The organism is Geobacillus sp. FSL W8-0026, assembly GCF_037966255.1.
Classification (GTDB): Bacteria; Bacillota; Bacilli; order Bacillales; family Anoxybacillaceae; genus Geobacillus; species Geobacillus icigianus.
In genome coordinates this window covers 937,329-952,456 of record NZ_CP150194.1, presented here as the reverse complement: position 1 = coordinate 952,456, position 15,128 = coordinate 937,329, and the positions used below count along the sequence as shown (strand labels likewise).

Below are 15,128 nucleotides of genomic sequence, written 5' to 3'. Positions count from 1 at the left end.
GGCCTTCGCCCGGGATGGACGCCTGCAAAAAAAGGGGCGCCGCGCCGGACACCCTTGCCGATCAGTTTGTTCGCGTTTGGGAAACAGGAGAAAACCGAAGCTTGCTGATCGTTTAGTTCGCTTTCTGGATCACTTGCTGAAGCGCAGCCTCGATTGGAGGCAGCCATTTGTCGGCCTCCGCCTTGTTTTTCGCCTTCGCCGCTTCTAAGTAGCGTGTCGCTTGATCGTTCAAATCGGCGTACGCCTTGTCGCCGAGCAGCGTTTTGATATCCTGCTCGATCATGTGAATAAAGAGCGCGCCTTCCAAAGCGGTAATCACCGATTTGTCCTGCCCCCAATTTTCTTTGCTTTCTTCATATTCGTGAAGCGCCACTTTCGCCCAGCCGCGCACGAACGCGTGGTTTACCGCTTTCGGGTCGAGCGTTTTGACGTCCGTCTGCAAGTCGAACTGTTTCAAAATATAATCGGCTTCCTCGGCCGCATGCCGTTTCATATACGGGTAGACGGACTGATAAAACGCCCAGCCTTCCGCCTGTTCCACTTTGGCTTCCTCGGCGTTTTCCTTGGCCGCAGCCGCCGCCTTCGCCGCATAGCCGTGCGGGAGCGCTCCGCTCGCTAAGTAGAATGTTTTCATCAACGTTTTGTCCACCACTTGCTTGCCGAGGGCAAATGAGAGGGCATCATCGTTTTGGACGGCTTGCTCCATTTGCGCAAACGCGCCGTTGATGGCGTCAGCGAGCTTCGTTCCATACGCCGCATCGCGTTTTTCCACGGTCGGCTGCAAAATCGCATAAAACGCTTTTGCTTCCTCGATCTCTTCTTTCACTTCTTCTTTGTCAGCCCAATGCTCCTCTGCCTCGGTAAACTCGTGTTTGATCGTCGTGTAAAACGCTTTTTGCATCAACTTGTCAAAAATTTGCTTGACGACCAACGGCTCAAGCGACCCGTCCTTGCCGGCGGCTAGGGCGGTGGTAATATGTTCGTCAACCGCATCCTCAAATTCGGCGTCGCGTTTTTGCACAAGCGGCTGCAGCGTTTCTTTGTAGATGCTCTCCACCTTGCCGAAGTCAACCGCCCCGCCTTGCTTCGCTTTCTCAAGCTCGGCCAACGCTGCGCTGAACGCACCGGCGTAATCCACTTCCGCCTGTTCGTTTTCCTCCTCTGCTTTCGTCTCCGTGTTCGGCTTTTCTTGTTTCTCGGCGGCCGTTTTGTTTTCTTTTTCTGTCCCCGCCGTCTGTTCACTTTGACCGCATGCACCAAGTGCCAACGTTGCTACGGCGAATACGGCCATCCACTTCCCCTTCAATGTCATGATGTATCCCCCGTTCGTTTATAAAAATGATAATCAATATCAATGCAGCAAAATTATAAGAGAAAATGAATTTCAATGTCAATATAAATTGAAAAAGAGAGGACCCCCTTCTTCCCAGGTCCTCTCTTTCTCGATCGGTCACACTTTAATCACATGAGGGAAAAATTCATTGCCCACGACCTCACCGCGAATTGATGAAGACGGAATATTCACAGGCAACAATGGGAATAACAGCTCCGCCACCCGATACGCCTCTTCCAGATGCGGGTAGCCGGATAAAATGAAGTAGCGGATGCCCAGCTGCTCATACTCGCGAAGGCGCGCGGCCACGGTTTCCGGATCGCCGACAAGAGCGGTGCCGGCTCCGCCGCGCACAAGTCCAATACCCGCCCAAAGATTCGGACTGATCTCCAACGCTTCTTTTCTGCCGCTGTGCAGTTGCCGCATCCGTTGCTGCCCGACCGAATCGTAGCGGGCAAAGACCTGCTGCGCTTCTTCAATCGTCCGCTCATCCACGTAGCGAATCAATCGCTCCGCCGCTTCCCATGCTTCCGTTTCCGTTTCGCGCACGATTACATGAAGGCGAATGCCAAATTCGATGTCTCTTCCCGCTTGGCGGGCAAGTGCTTTGACTTGTTCGATTTTCTCTTTCACTTGTTCCGGCGGCTCTCCCCAAGTCAAATATACATCCGCATGGCGGGCCGCCACCCGTTGCCCCGCCTGTGACGATCCGCCAAAAAAGACGCGCGGATACGGTTTTTGCACCGCTGGAAACAACAGCTTCGCTCCTTGGACCGACACATGCTTTCCCGTCAACGTCACTTCCTCTCCCGCGAGCAATCGACGCCAAACAGTCAAAAACTCATCTGTTGCCTCGTAGCGTTCATCATGGGATAAAAACAAGCCATCGCCCGCCAGTTCAACCGGATCGCCCCCGGCGACCACGTTGACGAGGAGCCGCCCGTTCGAAAGGCGATCCAACGTCGACGTCATGCGGGCCGCCAACGTCGGCGTCATCAGTCCGGGACGAACAGCGACAAGAAAGCGCAATCGTTCCGTTTCGGCCGCCAATGCCGAAGCAAGCAGCCACGGATCTTCGCACGATTTGCCGGTCGGAATGAGCACCCCCGTATATCCTAAGCGGTCAGCCGCTTGAGCCACTTGTTTAAAGTAGCTGTATTCCGGAGAACGGCCCCCTTTTGTCGTCCCTAAATACCGCCCATCCCCGTGAGAAGGAATAAACCAAAGCAATTCCATCGTAAATCGCCTCCTTTATGAAACGGCTCGATCTTCGTTCAATTGAGAAACCGCCTGAATCACTTCCTGCATGCGCGATAGCAAGTCATCGGAAAGCACGATCCGACCTTCATCATCATGACCCAACGTCCAATCTAAAATAAAGACGCCATGCAAAATGGTTCGCGCTCCCAAAATGGAGAAAATCGGTTTAAGCGCATATTCGAGCGCCAACAAATGAGCAATGGTTCCTCCGGTGACAATCGGCACGACGAGTTTTTCTTTCAACGCTTTTTCCGGCAGCAAATCCAAATATGCTTTTAAAATGCCAGTATAACTCCCTTTATACACAGGGCTTAACACAATGATCGCTTTCGACTGCCGGATCCACTCATGGGTTTGGGCGATCGGCTCACTTGAGTCGTTCGCATACAGCAAATCTTCAGCAGGCAGATCGCGCAAACGAACGAGATACACGGTGTGACCAAGCCGTTGCAGCTGCTCTTTCACCCATTCCGCTACCCGGTTCGTTTTGGAAACACGTGATGGGCTTCCCGAAAGGATGGTCACCGTTGTCATTGGCCTTCCCCCATTCTTTTTCCTCATTGTCTGAGCAGGACGTTTCCCGCTCATCGTTCAAGCCCCTAACTTTGGTCCATGAAACGGCTTGGATCGATGAATGCATGCGTCATTTTGTCTTCGCTCTTCCTTGACAACCACAACCGCCTCGTTTACATTGACTCGTTTCGAAACCAATCCGGCTTTCTAAAATTGATCGGCCGCTTTTTCATCTATAACGCCCTCCTTTTTTCACCGAACGAACTGGCAGCGATCGCGCCCCGTTCGGATTCAGGACCCAAAATGCGGCGCAAAATCGCCTCCACCAAATCCGCAAACGCCGCATCGCCGCGCTGCCGCGGCCGCGGCAGGCGCACCGGCCAATCAAACGCGCACGTTCCGTTTTCAATCAGCACCACGCGGTCCGCCAACATCACTGCTTCATCGACATCGTGCGTGACCAACAAAGCGGTGAAATGTTGTTCCTGCCATAGCCGCTCGATCAGCCGTTGCATGTCAATTCTCGTCAAGGCATCGAGCGCACCAAGCGGTTCATCGAGCAACAATACTTGCGGCTGACTGATCAGCGCACGGGCGAGCGCCACCCGTTGCCGTTGGCCGCCGGACAGCACCGACGGCCACTCGTTGGCGCGCTCTGCTAACCCGACTTGTTCAAGCGCCTTGGCCGCCTGTTCCCGCCAATTCCCTTTCAAACCGAGACCGACGTTGTCGATGACGCGCCGCCATGGCAACAGACGAGCATCTTGAAACATGACCCGGGCTTTCGTATTGATTCCTTGGAGCGGCTCACCATCGAGTTGAATGATTCCCGATGTGGGCTCCTCCAAGCCGGCAGCCAAGCGCAATAACGTGCTTTTACCGCAGCCGCTTCGTCCGATGATGGCGATAAACTCCCCCCGTTTCACCGTCAAATCGATGCCGCTTAACACCGATTGAGCCCCAAATCGCTTGGCCACTTGAACAAAGACCAGTTCTGCTCCTTGCCCTGCCCCCATTTTTGCCTTCCCCTTTCCTCGCAGACTTGCACCCTACGGCCGATGTTGATAGTTCACATTCCAGCGAAGCAAACGGCTTTCCAAAAAACGGGCGATGCTGTCGGCGAGCTTGCCAAACAGCGCGTAAAGCAAAATACTGAAGACGACGACATCGGTTTGCATAAACTCGCGCGCATTCATGGCCAAATACCCGATGCCGCGGTCGGCAGCGATCGTTTCCGCTACGATTAAGGTCAACCACATGATGCCGAGCGCATAACGCACGCCAACCAAAATCGCTGGCAACGCGCCCGGCAGCCAGATGCGCCAAAACAACGCCCACGGCCCCAATCCATAGACCCGCCCCATTTCCAGCAAGCCCGCATCCACATTGCGAATGCCATGCCACGTGTTGACATAAATCGGAAAAAGAACGCCAAGCGCGACGAGAAACACTTTCGCCTCTTCACCGATGCCAAACCATAAAATGACGAGCGGAATCATCGCCAAATGCGGAATATTGCGAATCATTTGGATCGATGTGTCCAACAAACGCTCCGCCGGGCGAAACACCCCGTTGACTAGGCCAAGAAGAAACCCGATAGACCCGCCGATCGCGAATCCAGCCACCGCTCGCCCAAAACTGATGGATAAATGCTGCCATAGCTCCCCGCTCGACCCGAGGTGCCAAGCGGCCGCCATGACGGCGGTCGGCGCCGGCAGCACCCGCGAAGACAACCAACCGGTTTCTACAGCCGTTTGCCATGCCACAAGCAGAGCAACGGGCAACACCCACGGCACCGCCTTCCCCCAAGTCCATTCTGTCCATCTCGACGATTTCATCGCGTTCCCCCCGACTTCCTAGTGTGGTTTCTCATCCGAGCTGCCGCCCTGCGTTCTGACAGATGACGCTGCCAACGAAGCTGACCGATGACTTTTTTGTCACGAATCACCCCCGTTTTCTCTTCCCATTCCGTCTCCGCTTCATTTGGCTTCACGCCAAACCGCTTCGTTTACGTCGATTTTCTTTGGCAACAACCCTAGCTGGTAAAATTGATCTGCAATCGTTTGCTGTTGGGCGATGACCTCGTTTGTGATTGGTTCCAAGCCATACGTGCGGCGTTTGGATGCGATTTCAAGCGCCGCTTCATCAATGCCGAGTTCCGGCGCCAAAAACGTTGCCACTCCTTTCGGATCGCGGTTGGCCCACTGGCCGACTTTCTTCAGCTCCTCTAAGATGACATGCACGACATCGGCATGCTTTTGCGCAAACGAACGCGAAGCGAAGAAAAACTCACGGTTCGCCACCAACCCTTGGCCGTCAGCGAGCACGCGAACCTTCCCTGTTTGTTCAGCGGCGGCATAAAACGGATCCCAAATCACCCAAGCGTCAACGCTTCCTTGCTCAAAGGCGGCACGGGCATCGGCGGGCGGCAAATAAACGGGACGAATGTCAGAAAGCGTCAATCCAGCCTTGCTGAGCGCCTGGACAAGCAGATAATGGACGTTCGACCCTTTGTTTAACGCCACTTTTTTCCCTTTCAAATCGGCCACCGTCCGAATCGAGGAATCACGCCGAACCAAAATCGCTTCCGCCTTTGGGCTCGGCGGAGTCGTTGCCACATACAGCAACGGCGTCCCAGCCGCTTGGGCGAACACGGGTGGCGCCTCACCGGTATGGCCGAAATCAAGGCTGCCGGCATTCATCGCCTCCAACAATTGCGGCCCGCCCGGAAATAATGACCATTGCACCGTATAACCGAGCTGTTTTAATCGTTGTTCCAAGTCGCCGCGCGCTTTCAACATATTGAGCGTGCCGTATTTTTGATAGCCGATGCGGATGACTTCTCCCTCCTCCTTCTTGGTGGGAGATGGTTTCTGGGCATTGGCGGATTCGCTATGTCCTCCGCATCCCGAGACCATCCCTAACAAAACCGCCATGGGCACGAGCCATTTCCCCATTTTCCATTTGTTCATCATCGTTCCCCCTCGTTTCTAGATTTCGTAATTTCGTAAACGATTCTCACCTCCTAAACAAACTAAATCGATGCGAAAACTACGGATAATACCAATAAAAACCTACATATCCAATAGGATTTATTGGTTATTACTATAAAAAAATCATCCCCGTCTGTCAATCATTTTTTTCTGAAAAAAGAAAAAATCCAGAGGTTTCTTCCCCTCTGGATTTTCCTGTTTCTCGGTCATGATACATATTTACCAACAAGCTCTGCTAATGCCTCTTTCGGTTGATAGCCGATCGCTTTATCGACGAGCTCGCCGTTTTTGAACACAAGCAGCGTCGGAATGCTCATGACGCCGAATTTTGCGGCCGTTTCTTGATTTTCGTCGACATTCACTTTGACGATTTTCACTTTGTCGCCCATTTCTTGGTCGAGTTCCTCAAGCACCGGGGCGATCATGCGGCACGGACCGCACCATGGCGCCCAGAAGTCGACGAGCGTGACGCCGTCTTTCGTTTCCGCGGCGAACGTTTGATCTGTCGCATTGACAATGGCCATGCGGATTTCCCTCCCTGTTCGAAAATGCTGCAAGCAAAGTATACCATGGAAATCGACAGCGGTGCGAATGTTTTGCTTTCGTTTCTAATATTCGCTCCGCACCGGAATTTATCCAAGAAAAACGGGCGGCGCACGCCGCCCGTTTCAGCGATTACGAATGCACTTTCAGTTTTTTGAATTCTTCCGTGAGAAGCGGAACGACTTCGAACAAATCGCCGACAATGCCGTAATCGGCGACTTTGAAAATGTTCGCTTCCGGGTCTTTGTTAATCGCCACGATCACTTTTGAGTTCGACATGCCCGCCAAGTGTTGGATGGCTCCGGAAATGCCGCAAGCGATGTACAGATCCGGCGTGACGACTTTCCCCGTTTGCCCGATCTGCAGCGAATAGTCGCAATAGCCGGCATCGCACGCCCCGCGCGATGCGCCAACCGCGCCGCCCAGCACTTCGGCCAGCTCTTTGAGCGGCTGGAAGCCTTCGGCGCTTTTCACCCCGCGGCCGCCGGCGACGATCACTTTCGCTTCCGTCAAGTCGACGCCTTCGGCCGTTTTGCGGACGACTTCTTTGATGATCGCGCGTAAGTCTTTAATCTCCACGGCGAGCGTTTCCACGCTGCCTGTGCGCGACTCATCGCGCTCGAGCGGCGCGATGTTGTTCGGGCGCACCGTCGCAAAAAGGATGCCGCTTGTGACGATTTTCTTTTCAAACGCTTTGCCGGAGTAGATCGGGCGCGTAAAGACAATGTTGCCGCCCGCTTCTTCGACCGCAATGACGTCGGAAACGAGGCCGGCGTCGAGCTTGATGGCCAATTTCGGCGATAAGTCTTTGCCGAGCGCCGTATGGCCGAAGACGATGCCTTCCGGCTGTTCTTTGTCAATCACGGCTTTTACTGCCTGCGAATACCCGTCGGATGTATAAAATGTCAAATTCGGATGTTCAACGACAACGACGCGATCCGCACCGCGGTAAATGAGTTCGTTCGCATGCGCTGCGACTTGATCGCCGACGAGCACCGAGACGACTTCCCCACCTTCAGCGATCGTTTTGGCTGCTGCGATCGCTTCAAACGAAACGTTCCGCAGCGATCCGTCGCGTACTTCCGCCAATGTCAACACTTTGCGTGCCATTCTTTCAGTCCCCCTATTCTTTGATTCCCCGTTGTTTTTCAGCCAAACGCCGGCAGCAGTTCTCGCTTATACCGCTTTCGCTTCAGAACGGAGCAGCTGAACGAGTTCCTTCCCTTGATCGGCGATTGCGCCTAGCCAAATTGTTCCTTGCCTCGCGCTTCGCCGCTAGGAACCATTCGGCCGTTCTTACACGACTTTTGCTTCGGAACGAAGCAAGTGGACAAGCTCTTTTACTTGGTCGGCTAGCTCACCTTGCAAAATTTTCCCTGCCTCGCGCTTCGGCGGCAAGAACACTTCGATCGTCTTCGTTTTCGCTTCGACGTCGTCTTCGTCAAGATCCAAATCGTCAAGCTCCAGCTCGTCAAGCGGTTTTTTCTTTGCCTTCATAATCCCCGGCAGCGACGGATAGCGCGGTTCGTTCAGCCCTTGTTGCGCCGTGACAAGGAGCGGCAGCGACGTTTCGATGATTTCCTCATCCCCTTCGACATCACGCACAACGGTCACTTTGCCGCCGTCGGCAATCTCCAGCTTTGTGATCGTCGTTACATACGGAATGCCGAGCAATTCCGCGACGCGCGGCCCGACTTGCCCCGAACCGCCGTCAATGGCGACGTTGCCGGCCAAAATAAGGTCGGGGTTTTTGTCCTTCAAATATTCGGCAAGCACTTTCGCGACCGTGTGTTGGTCTTGTTCCTCCACATCATCGTCAATGTTGATGAGCACCGCTTTATCGCAGCCCATGGCGAGCGCCGTGCGCAGCTCTTTTTCCGCCTCTTCATTGCCGACCGTGACAACGGTTACTTCTCCGCCGTGTTGGTCGCGCACTTGAATGGCCTCTTCGATGGCGTACTCATCGTACGGGTTGATGATGAACTCAGCGCCTTCCTCATTGATCTTGCCGTTAGCGATCGAGATTTTTTCCTCTGTGTCAAAGGTGCGTTTCATGAGGACAAAAATGTTCATGTCGTTTTCCCTCCTCAGTTTGATCCAACATTGTTTCAGTTGCCAACATTCAGACATCGATGGCGATTATTTACCTTGAAAGACGGGCGGACGTTTTTCCAAAAACGCCTGCACGCCTTCTTTCGCATCCTCGGATACAAACACGCGGCCAAACCATTCCGCCTCGTCGCGCACCGCTTCAGCGAACGGCTTTTCCTTCGCGGCGTTGAGCAATTCAATGACCGCGCGGACGGAAATCGGGCTTTTTTCGGCGATCTTTTTCGCCAACGCTTTTGCCTCGTCAAGAAGCCGCTCTTCCGGCACCGCCTTGTTGGCCAGCCCCCATTCGACCGCTTCGCTCCCGGTGATCGGCTCGCTCGTCCACATCATTTCCGCCGCCTTGCCGAAGCCAACGAAGCGCACGAGCCGCTGTGTGCCGGCAAACCCAGGAATGAGTCCGAGCTGCAGCTCCGGCAAACCGAGCTTGGCGTTTTCGGCGACAAGGCGAATATGGCAGCTCATCGCCAGCTCCAGTCCCCCGCCTAACGCCGCCCCATGAATCGCCGCGATCACCGGTTTCGGGAAACGTTCGATCCGCTCCATCACCAGCTGGCCGTCGCGCGACAACGCCGACGCCTGCTCGGCGGAAGCGATCGCCGTAAACTCTTTAATGTCGGCGCCAGCCGAGAAAAACCGCCCCTCGCCGTGCAGCAGGACGACCCTGACCTCTTGGTCGATCTCAAGTTCATCGAGCAAGGATGAAAACTCTTTCAAGACAGCGGATGAAAGGGCATTCGCCGGCGGACGCGAAAACGTCACGACCGCAACGAACCCCTCTTTCGTCAGACGAAATGAGTCCATAAAACCTCTCCCCTTTCTGCGTCTCCGTCAGCGCCCGGCAGCGCACCCTTTGATGAGCAGCTCATATACCGGGTCGGCGAGCGCCGCCAAATCGTATTTTTGTTCGTTCATCACCCACGTCGTCACCGTCTCGTCAAGGGTGCCGAAAATCATTTGCCGAGTGAGACGGACGTCCAAGTCGCGGCGAAATTCCCCTTTTTCCATTCCTTCGACGATGATTCGATCAATGAGCCGCAAATAGCCTTTCAGCACCTCGTTGATGCGATGGCGCAGCTCTTTGTTTGACTGCCGCAGCTCAAGCTGCGTTACGACCGCCATGTGCGGATCGGCGGCAAAAACCGAAAAATGGGTTTTTACCAATACGTACAATTTCTCCAATGAGCTTGAAATTCCTTCTGTCTCTTGTTCAATTTTCTCAATAAACGAGCCCATTTTTTCCTCGAATAACGAGATTAAAATATCTTCTTTGTTTTTGAAATACAAATAGATCGTGCCGTCGGCGACACCGGCCTGCTTGGCGATTTTTGACACTTGCGCCTGATGGTAGCCGTGCTCGGCGATGACGACGACGGCCGCATCAATGATTTGCTTAAATTTCGGTTTTTCTCTGCGCAACCTTAGATTCTCCTTTTCTTGATCGCCAATCATCGAGTGAATGAATCATCATTCATGTTTTTATTTTACGGATCGTTCTGACGATTTGTCAAGCTTCTTTTTCTCTTCTTCCACGAGCGTCCGGCGCAAAATTTTTCCGACCGCTGTTTTCGGCAGCTCGCTGCGAAACTCATACAAACGCGGCACTTTGTAAGCGGCGAGCCGCGCGCGCATAAACGCATCAAGTTCTTGTTCGCTGCACGTCTCCCCGGCTTTGAAGACGACAAACGCTTTCACTGTCTCGCCCCGGTACGGATCAGGCACGCCGATCACCGCCGCTTCCTGCACTTTCGGATGTTGATACAGCGCCTCTTCGACTTCGCGCGGGTAAATGTTGTAACCGCTTGCGATGATGATGTCTTTTTTCCGGTCCACGATGTAAAAATAACCGCGCTCATCCATATAGCCGATGTCGCCCGTATACAGCCATCCATCGCGCAGCACTTGCGCGGTTTCTTCCGGCTGATTCCAATAACCTTTCATCACTTGCGGCCCGCGCACGACCAGCTCGCCAATCTCTCCCGGCGGCACTTCCTCGCCCGTTTCCAAGGAAATGATTTTCGCTTCGGTATCCGGCCAAGGAACGCCGATACTTCCTTTCACCCGCTCCCCGTCCCAGACAAAATTGCCATGAGTGACAGGGGACGCTTCTGTGAGACCGTAGCCTTCAATAAGCTTCCCGCCGGTCGCCCGCTCGAACTGCTCCTGCACCTCGACCGGCAATGGGGCCGAGCCGCTGATGCACACATTGATGGAAGACAAGTCATACTTCGGCAAATCCGGATCATTCAGCAGCGCGATATACATCGTCGGCGCACCTGGAAACATCGTCGGCCGAGTGCGCTCGATCGTTTTCAGCGTTTGTTTCACATCAAAGCGCGGGAGCAGCACCATTTTGCTTGCCATCATCACGGACAAATTCATGATCGTCGTCATGCCGTATACGTGGAAAAACGGCAGCACGCCAAGCACGGTCTCTTTTCCTTTTTCACATTTGTACACCCAATGGGCGCACATCAACGTATTGGCAATCAAGTTGCGATGTGTGAGCATCGCCGCTTTCGGACGTCCCGTCGTTCCCCCGGTGTATTGCAACAAAGCGATGTCTTCCTGAGGATCGATGGCGACTGGAAGCGGCGCTCCCTCGTTCTGCCCGACAAGCGAACGGAACCAATGAACCGCATCGTTCTCCTCAATCTGAACGGACGGCATCTTCTGTTTCCGTTGCACGAGCGGATACAGCCATTTTTTGACCGTCGGCAAATAGTCTTGCATTCTCGTGACGACCCAGTGTTTCACCGGCGTTTTCCCTCGCAGCGCTTCCGCCTTTGGGTAAAGCAAGTCGAGCGTCACGAGCACAGACGCGCCGCTGTCGTTCAGCTGGTACTCGAGCTCGTGTTCAGTGTAAAGCGGATTCGTCTGCACGACGATGCCCCCCGCCAAGAGCGCTCCGTAGTAGCTGATGACCGCCTGCGGGCAGTTCGGTAACATGATGGCGACGCGGTCTCCTTTTTTCACTCCGAGCGCCTGCAGCGAACGGGCAAACGCTTGAACGCGTTTCCATAATTCGCGGAACGTTATCGTCTTTCCTAAAAAATCAATCGCCACCCCATCACCAAACTGTTCTGCGGTCTCGCGCAAAGAATCCGGAAGCGTTTTCGCCGGATATTCCAATGTGTGCGGAATTTCCGGTGGGTAATGCGCAAGCCATCGTTTTTCCATCCTCATCCCCCCTTATTTCTATTTTATCGTTCGATTCGTAATTTTTCATCAAAAAAGAGACTCATCACCACAACTTGGACTTAACAGACGATACACTTCTCTGCACAAGTGTCTGCAAAACATGATTGGTTTCCTCGTCTTTCTTGGATGCATCAGCAAGGGAGGTGCTAAAAAAATCAAGTACAACTTTTGGTGAAGAGCCAAAAAAAGAACACCGGAATCAAATCCGGTGTCACCAAAACCAATACGCCAACCCCATCAGCAAAAAACAAGCGCAAACGACAAACAATATTTTCGCCAACACATCGACCGAGCGGTTGCGGACCGCCATATACACAATGCCGGCGACCAGCAGCAGCCCGACCGCAATCAACAATCCTTTCACGACTTGCTCCATCGCGTCGTTCCCCTTTACTGAATGCCTTCGCCGATCACAAACGACAATCCGATCGAAATGACCATCGAAATCAGGCCGACCGCCCGATTGTCGTTGGCGATCTCCTCATCGATGTTAAACTTTGGCGTCAAAAACTCGTAAATAAAATACGCAGCCAGCAAAAGCAAAAACCCATACATTCCCCAGCCGATCATCGACAACAGCGATTCATGGCGCTCAAGGGCATAGCGAAAAATGTTGGCGATGCCAAAGATTTTTCCGCCCGTCGCCATCGCCACCGCCACATTGCCTTTGCGGATTTCTTCCCAATTTTTATATTTCGTGACCAATTCAAACACCGCTAAAAAGATGACGAGGCACAACACGGCGACGCTGAAATTGGCCGCCGTTTTCACCATGTCGTGCTCCCAAAACGACGCCATTGCCATCGCCCCCATCATTTCAGTTCCACGATCGTCACCCCGGTGCCGCCTTCATTCGCCTCTCCGAACCGGAAGCGTTTCACCGCTCGGTGTTGTTTTAAAAACTGCTGCACTCCTTGCCGGAGAGCGCCCGTCCCTTTGCCGTGGATGATCGACACGCGCGGGTAGCCGGCGAGCACGGCATCATCCAAGTATTTCTCAAGCCGAATGAGTGCGTCTTCGTACCGTTCGCCGCGCAAGTCCAGCTCGAGGCTCACATGGGCGTCCTTGCCTTTCACCGTCGCGATCGGTGTCACTTCGTTCGCCGGCGCGCTGCCGATATACTCCAAATCGCGCTCATGAATTTTCATTTTCAAAATGCCAAGCTGCACTTGCCATTCGTCGTCCGACACTTTTTCGATCAAATACCCTTTTTGGTTGAGGCTCGTGACTCTCACTTCATCGCCCGGCTGGAACACATGGCGTGAGACGGCCTTTTTCGCCGTGTTCCGCTTCTTTGCTTTTGGCACCGCAGCAGCGAGCCGCTGTTTCGCCGCGGCGAGCTCCTGCTCGTTTACTTCCGCCCGCTTTTCTTTTTGCAAACGGCGCAGTTCGTGGATGATCCGCTCGGCCTCGCGCTCGGCGGCGCGGATAATGTCAGTTGCCTGCTTTGCCGCTTCCGCAAGCCGCTCTTCTTTTTCCTCTTCCAGCGCCGCGAGCGTTTGCTCCCACTCAGCGCGCATCCGCTCGGCTTCCTCAAGCGCCGCGAGCGCCCGCGCTTCGTCTTCCTCGGCTTGCTTTTTGCTTTTCTCCAGCGAGGCGATCATGTTTTCCACGCTATGGCTTTCCGCGCTCACTTGCGCTTTCGCCCGCTCGATCACCCGCTCATCCAACCCTAAGCGGCGTGAAATGTCAAAGGCGTTGCTGCGTCCGGGAATGCCGATCAACAGTTTATACGTCGGGCGGAGCGTTTCGGTGTCAAATTCGACGCTCGCGTTGACCACGCCCGCGCGGTTGTAGCCGTACGCTTTCAGCTCGGGATAATGCGTCGTCGCCACCGTCCGCGCCCCGCGGCCGTGCACTTCATCCAAAATGGCGATCGCCAGCGCCGCTCCTTCCTGCGGGTCGGTGCCGGCCCCAAGCTCGTCAAACAACACGAGGCTTTCGCCATCGACATGGCGCAAAATGTCGACAATATTGACCATATGGGACGAGAACGTACTCAAGCTTTGTTCAATCGACTGCTCATCGCCAATATCAGCGAAAACCGAACGGAACACCGCCGCTTCCGATCCGTCGGCCGCCGGGATGAACAGCCCCGCTTGCGCCATGACTGTCAACAAGCCGATCGTTTTTAACGTCACCGTTTTCCCGCCGGTGTTCGGTCCGGTGATGACGATCGTCGTATAATCGCCGCCCAGCTCAATGTCATTCGGCACCGCCTTCTCTTGATCAAGCAGCGGATGGCGCGCCTGCAAAAAGCGAAGGTAGCCGCGGTTGTTGACGGCTGGTTTGGTCGCCTGAATCCGGCGGGCGTACTTCACCTTGGCGAACGCAAAATCAAGCGCCGCGAGCGCTTCGACCGCCCGCGCAAGCGGCTCGGCCTGTGCGGCGACTTTGGCCGAAAGTTCGCGCAAAATGCGCTCGATTTCCTGCTTTTCTTTCATCCGCGCCTCGCGCAGCGCGTTGTTTAACTCGACGACCGCCTGCGGCTCGATAAACAGCGTCGCCCCGGACGCCGACTGGTCATGGACGATGCCGCCGTAAGCGCTCCGATACTCTTGTTTCACCGGGATGACGTACCGGTCGTTGCGGATCGTAATAATGGCGTCCGACAGCCGCTTTTGCGCCGCTGGCGAGCGGATGATGCTCTCGAGTTTCTCGCGGATGCGCGCTTCCGCTGACCGAATTTGCCCGCGCAGCGAGCGAAGGCGGTCGCTCGCCGCATCCAATACTTCGCCATGGTCGTCGATCGAGCGGCGAACGTCATGCTCGAGTTCCGACGCCTCGGCAAGCTCAGCGGCATACGAAGCCAGGCGCTCCAGGCCGCCGTGCTCCTCTTGCAGATCGGTGATCAGCCGCTTCATTTGCCGGCTTGCGGCCGCTGTCGCCGCTACTTCCAGCAGCTCTTGTGGGCTGAGCGTGCCGCCGATCGCCGCCCGCTTCAAATGCGGACGAACGTCGACCACCCCGTCGAGCGGCGCATAGCCGGCCAGCCGCAAGACCGCCGCGGCTTCATCCGTTTCCTCGAGCCAAGCGGACACTTCCTTCCAGTCAGATGACGGTATGAGCGCATCGATTTTTTCCAAACCGAGCGGCGAGGACGCATGCTCGGCCAACTGCGCTTTCACTTTATCGAATTCTAGGGTGTGAAGCACTTTTTGTTGCACGTATCTAAC

General features: G+C 54.7%; 15 protein-coding genes. All 15 read right to left on the bottom strand.

Features of this window, described 5'->3' with window-relative positions:
• Positions 1-112 precede the first annotated feature (112 nt).
• Complete coding sequence (locus NST29_RS04830) at positions 113-1,312, bottom strand: hypothetical protein (protein WP_033020335.1); 1,200 nt, start codon at positions 1,310-1,312, stop codon at positions 113-115.
• A 138-nt stretch (positions 1,313-1,450) separates the two neighbouring features.
• Positions 1,451-2,569, bottom strand: a complete 1,119-nt coding sequence (ssuD, locus tag NST29_RS04825) for an FMNH2-dependent alkanesulfonate monooxygenase (RefSeq protein WP_033020336.1) — start codon at positions 2,567-2,569, stop codon at positions 1,451-1,453.
• A gap of 15 nt (positions 2,570-2,584) precedes the next feature.
• Positions 2,585-3,127 (bottom strand): NADPH-dependent FMN reductase, encoded by a 543-nt coding sequence (gene ssuE, locus NST29_RS04820; protein ID WP_033020338.1) that lies wholly within the window; start codon positions 3,125-3,127, stop codon positions 2,585-2,587.
• Positions 3,128-3,339: 212 nt separating this feature from the next.
• On the bottom strand, positions 3,340-4,122 hold the full coding sequence (locus tag NST29_RS04815) for an ATP-binding cassette domain-containing protein (RefSeq protein WP_033020340.1): 783 nt from the start codon (positions 4,120-4,122) through the stop codon (positions 3,340-3,342).
• Positions 4,123-4,155: 33 nt separating this feature from the next.
• Positions 4,156-4,944 (bottom strand): aliphatic sulfonate ABC transporter permease SsuC, encoded by a 789-nt coding sequence (ssuC, locus tag NST29_RS04810; RefSeq protein ID WP_033020341.1) that lies wholly within the window; start codon positions 4,942-4,944, stop codon positions 4,156-4,158.
• A 141-nt stretch (positions 4,945-5,085) separates the two neighbouring features.
• Entirely contained in the window at positions 5,086-6,081 is a 996-nt protein-coding gene (locus NST29_RS04805; RefSeq protein ID WP_033844267.1) for a sulfonate ABC transporter substrate-binding protein, read from the bottom strand.
• Between the two features lie 224 nt (positions 6,082-6,305).
• On the bottom strand, positions 6,306-6,623 hold the full coding sequence (gene trxA / locus NST29_RS04800; protein ID WP_033020343.1) for a thioredoxin: 318 nt from the start codon (positions 6,621-6,623) through the stop codon (positions 6,306-6,308).
• 151 nt (positions 6,624-6,774) lie between these two features.
• Positions 6,775-7,752, bottom strand: a complete 978-nt coding sequence (locus NST29_RS04795) for an electron transfer flavoprotein subunit alpha/FixB family protein (protein ID WP_033020344.1) — start codon at positions 7,750-7,752, stop codon at positions 6,775-6,777.
• A gap of 186 nt (positions 7,753-7,938) precedes the next feature.
• Complete coding sequence (locus tag NST29_RS04790; protein WP_033020346.1) at positions 7,939-8,715, bottom strand: electron transfer flavoprotein subunit beta/FixA family protein; 777 nt, start codon at positions 8,713-8,715, stop codon at positions 7,939-7,941.
• A 66-nt stretch (positions 8,716-8,781) separates the two neighbouring features.
• Positions 8,782-9,555: an enoyl-CoA hydratase gene (locus NST29_RS04785; RefSeq protein WP_033020347.1), complete on the bottom strand. Its 774-nt coding sequence runs from the start codon at positions 9,553-9,555 to the stop codon at positions 8,782-8,784.
• Positions 9,556-9,582: 27 nt separating this feature from the next.
• Positions 9,583-10,170: a TetR/AcrR family transcriptional regulator gene (locus NST29_RS04780; RefSeq protein WP_033020348.1), complete on the bottom strand. Its 588-nt coding sequence runs from the start codon at positions 10,168-10,170 to the stop codon at positions 9,583-9,585.
• A gap of 60 nt (positions 10,171-10,230) precedes the next feature.
• Entirely contained in the window at positions 10,231-11,931 is a 1,701-nt protein-coding gene (locus NST29_RS04775) for a long-chain-fatty-acid--CoA ligase (protein ID WP_033020350.1), read from the bottom strand.
• 232 nt (positions 11,932-12,163) lie between these two features.
• Entirely contained in the window at positions 12,164-12,328 is a 165-nt protein-coding gene (locus tag NST29_RS04770) for a hypothetical protein (protein ID WP_165570931.1), read from the bottom strand.
• A gap of 14 nt (positions 12,329-12,342) precedes the next feature.
• Positions 12,343-12,750, bottom strand: coding sequence for a DUF350 domain-containing protein (locus NST29_RS04765; RefSeq protein ID WP_033020369.1), 408 nt, complete (start codon positions 12,748-12,750; stop codon positions 12,343-12,345).
• A 14-nt stretch (positions 12,751-12,764) separates the two neighbouring features.
• Positions 12,765-15,119 carry an endonuclease MutS2 gene (locus NST29_RS04760; protein WP_324698026.1) on the bottom strand — a complete coding sequence of 785 codons (2,355 nt, stop codon included), beginning with the start codon at positions 15,117-15,119 and terminating at the stop codon, positions 12,765-12,767.
• Between the last annotated feature and the right edge of the window lie 9 nt (positions 15,120-15,128).

Coding starts and splice junctions, on each gene's coding strand:
- NST29_RS04795 (WP_033020344.1), bottom strand. CDS start 7,752: ATGGCACGCAAAGTGTTGACATTGGCGGAAGTACGCGACGGATCGCTG.
- ssuD (WP_033020336.1), bottom strand. CDS start 2,569: ATGGAATTGCTTTGGTTTATTCCTTCTCACGGGGATGGGCGGTATTTA.
- trxA (WP_033020343.1), bottom strand. CDS start 6,623: ATGGCCATTGTCAATGCGACAGATCAAACGTTCGCCGCGGAAACGAAA.
- NST29_RS04770 (WP_165570931.1), bottom strand. CDS start 12,328: ATGGAGCAAGTCGTGAAAGGATTGTTGATTGCGGTCGGGCTGCTGCTG.
- NST29_RS04775 (WP_033020350.1), bottom strand. CDS start 11,931: ATGGAAAAACGATGGCTTGCGCATTACCCACCGGAAATTCCGCACACA.
- NST29_RS04830 (WP_033020335.1), bottom strand. CDS start 1,312: ATGACATTGAAGGGGAAGTGGATGGCCGTATTCGCCGTAGCAACGTTG.
- ssuE (WP_033020338.1), bottom strand. CDS start 3,127: ATGACAACGGTGACCATCCTTTCGGGAAGCCCATCACGTGTTTCCAAA.
- NST29_RS04765 (WP_033020369.1), bottom strand. CDS start 12,750: ATGGCGTCGTTTTGGGAGCACGACATGGTGAAAACGGCGGCCAATTTC.
- NST29_RS04815 (WP_033020340.1), bottom strand. CDS start 4,122: ATGGGGGCAGGGCAAGGAGCAGAACTGGTCTTTGTTCAAGTGGCCAAG.
- NST29_RS04790 (WP_033020346.1), bottom strand. CDS start 8,715: ATGAACATTTTTGTCCTCATGAAACGCACCTTTGACACAGAGGAAAAA.
- NST29_RS04805 (WP_033844267.1), bottom strand. CDS start 6,081: ATGATGAACAAATGGAAAATGGGGAAATGGCTCGTGCCCATGGCGGTT.
- NST29_RS04785 (WP_033020347.1), bottom strand. CDS start 9,555: ATGGACTCATTTCGTCTGACGAAAGAGGGGTTCGTTGCGGTCGTGACG.
- ssuC (WP_033020341.1), bottom strand. CDS start 4,944: ATGAAATCGTCGAGATGGACAGAATGGACTTGGGGGAAGGCGGTGCCG.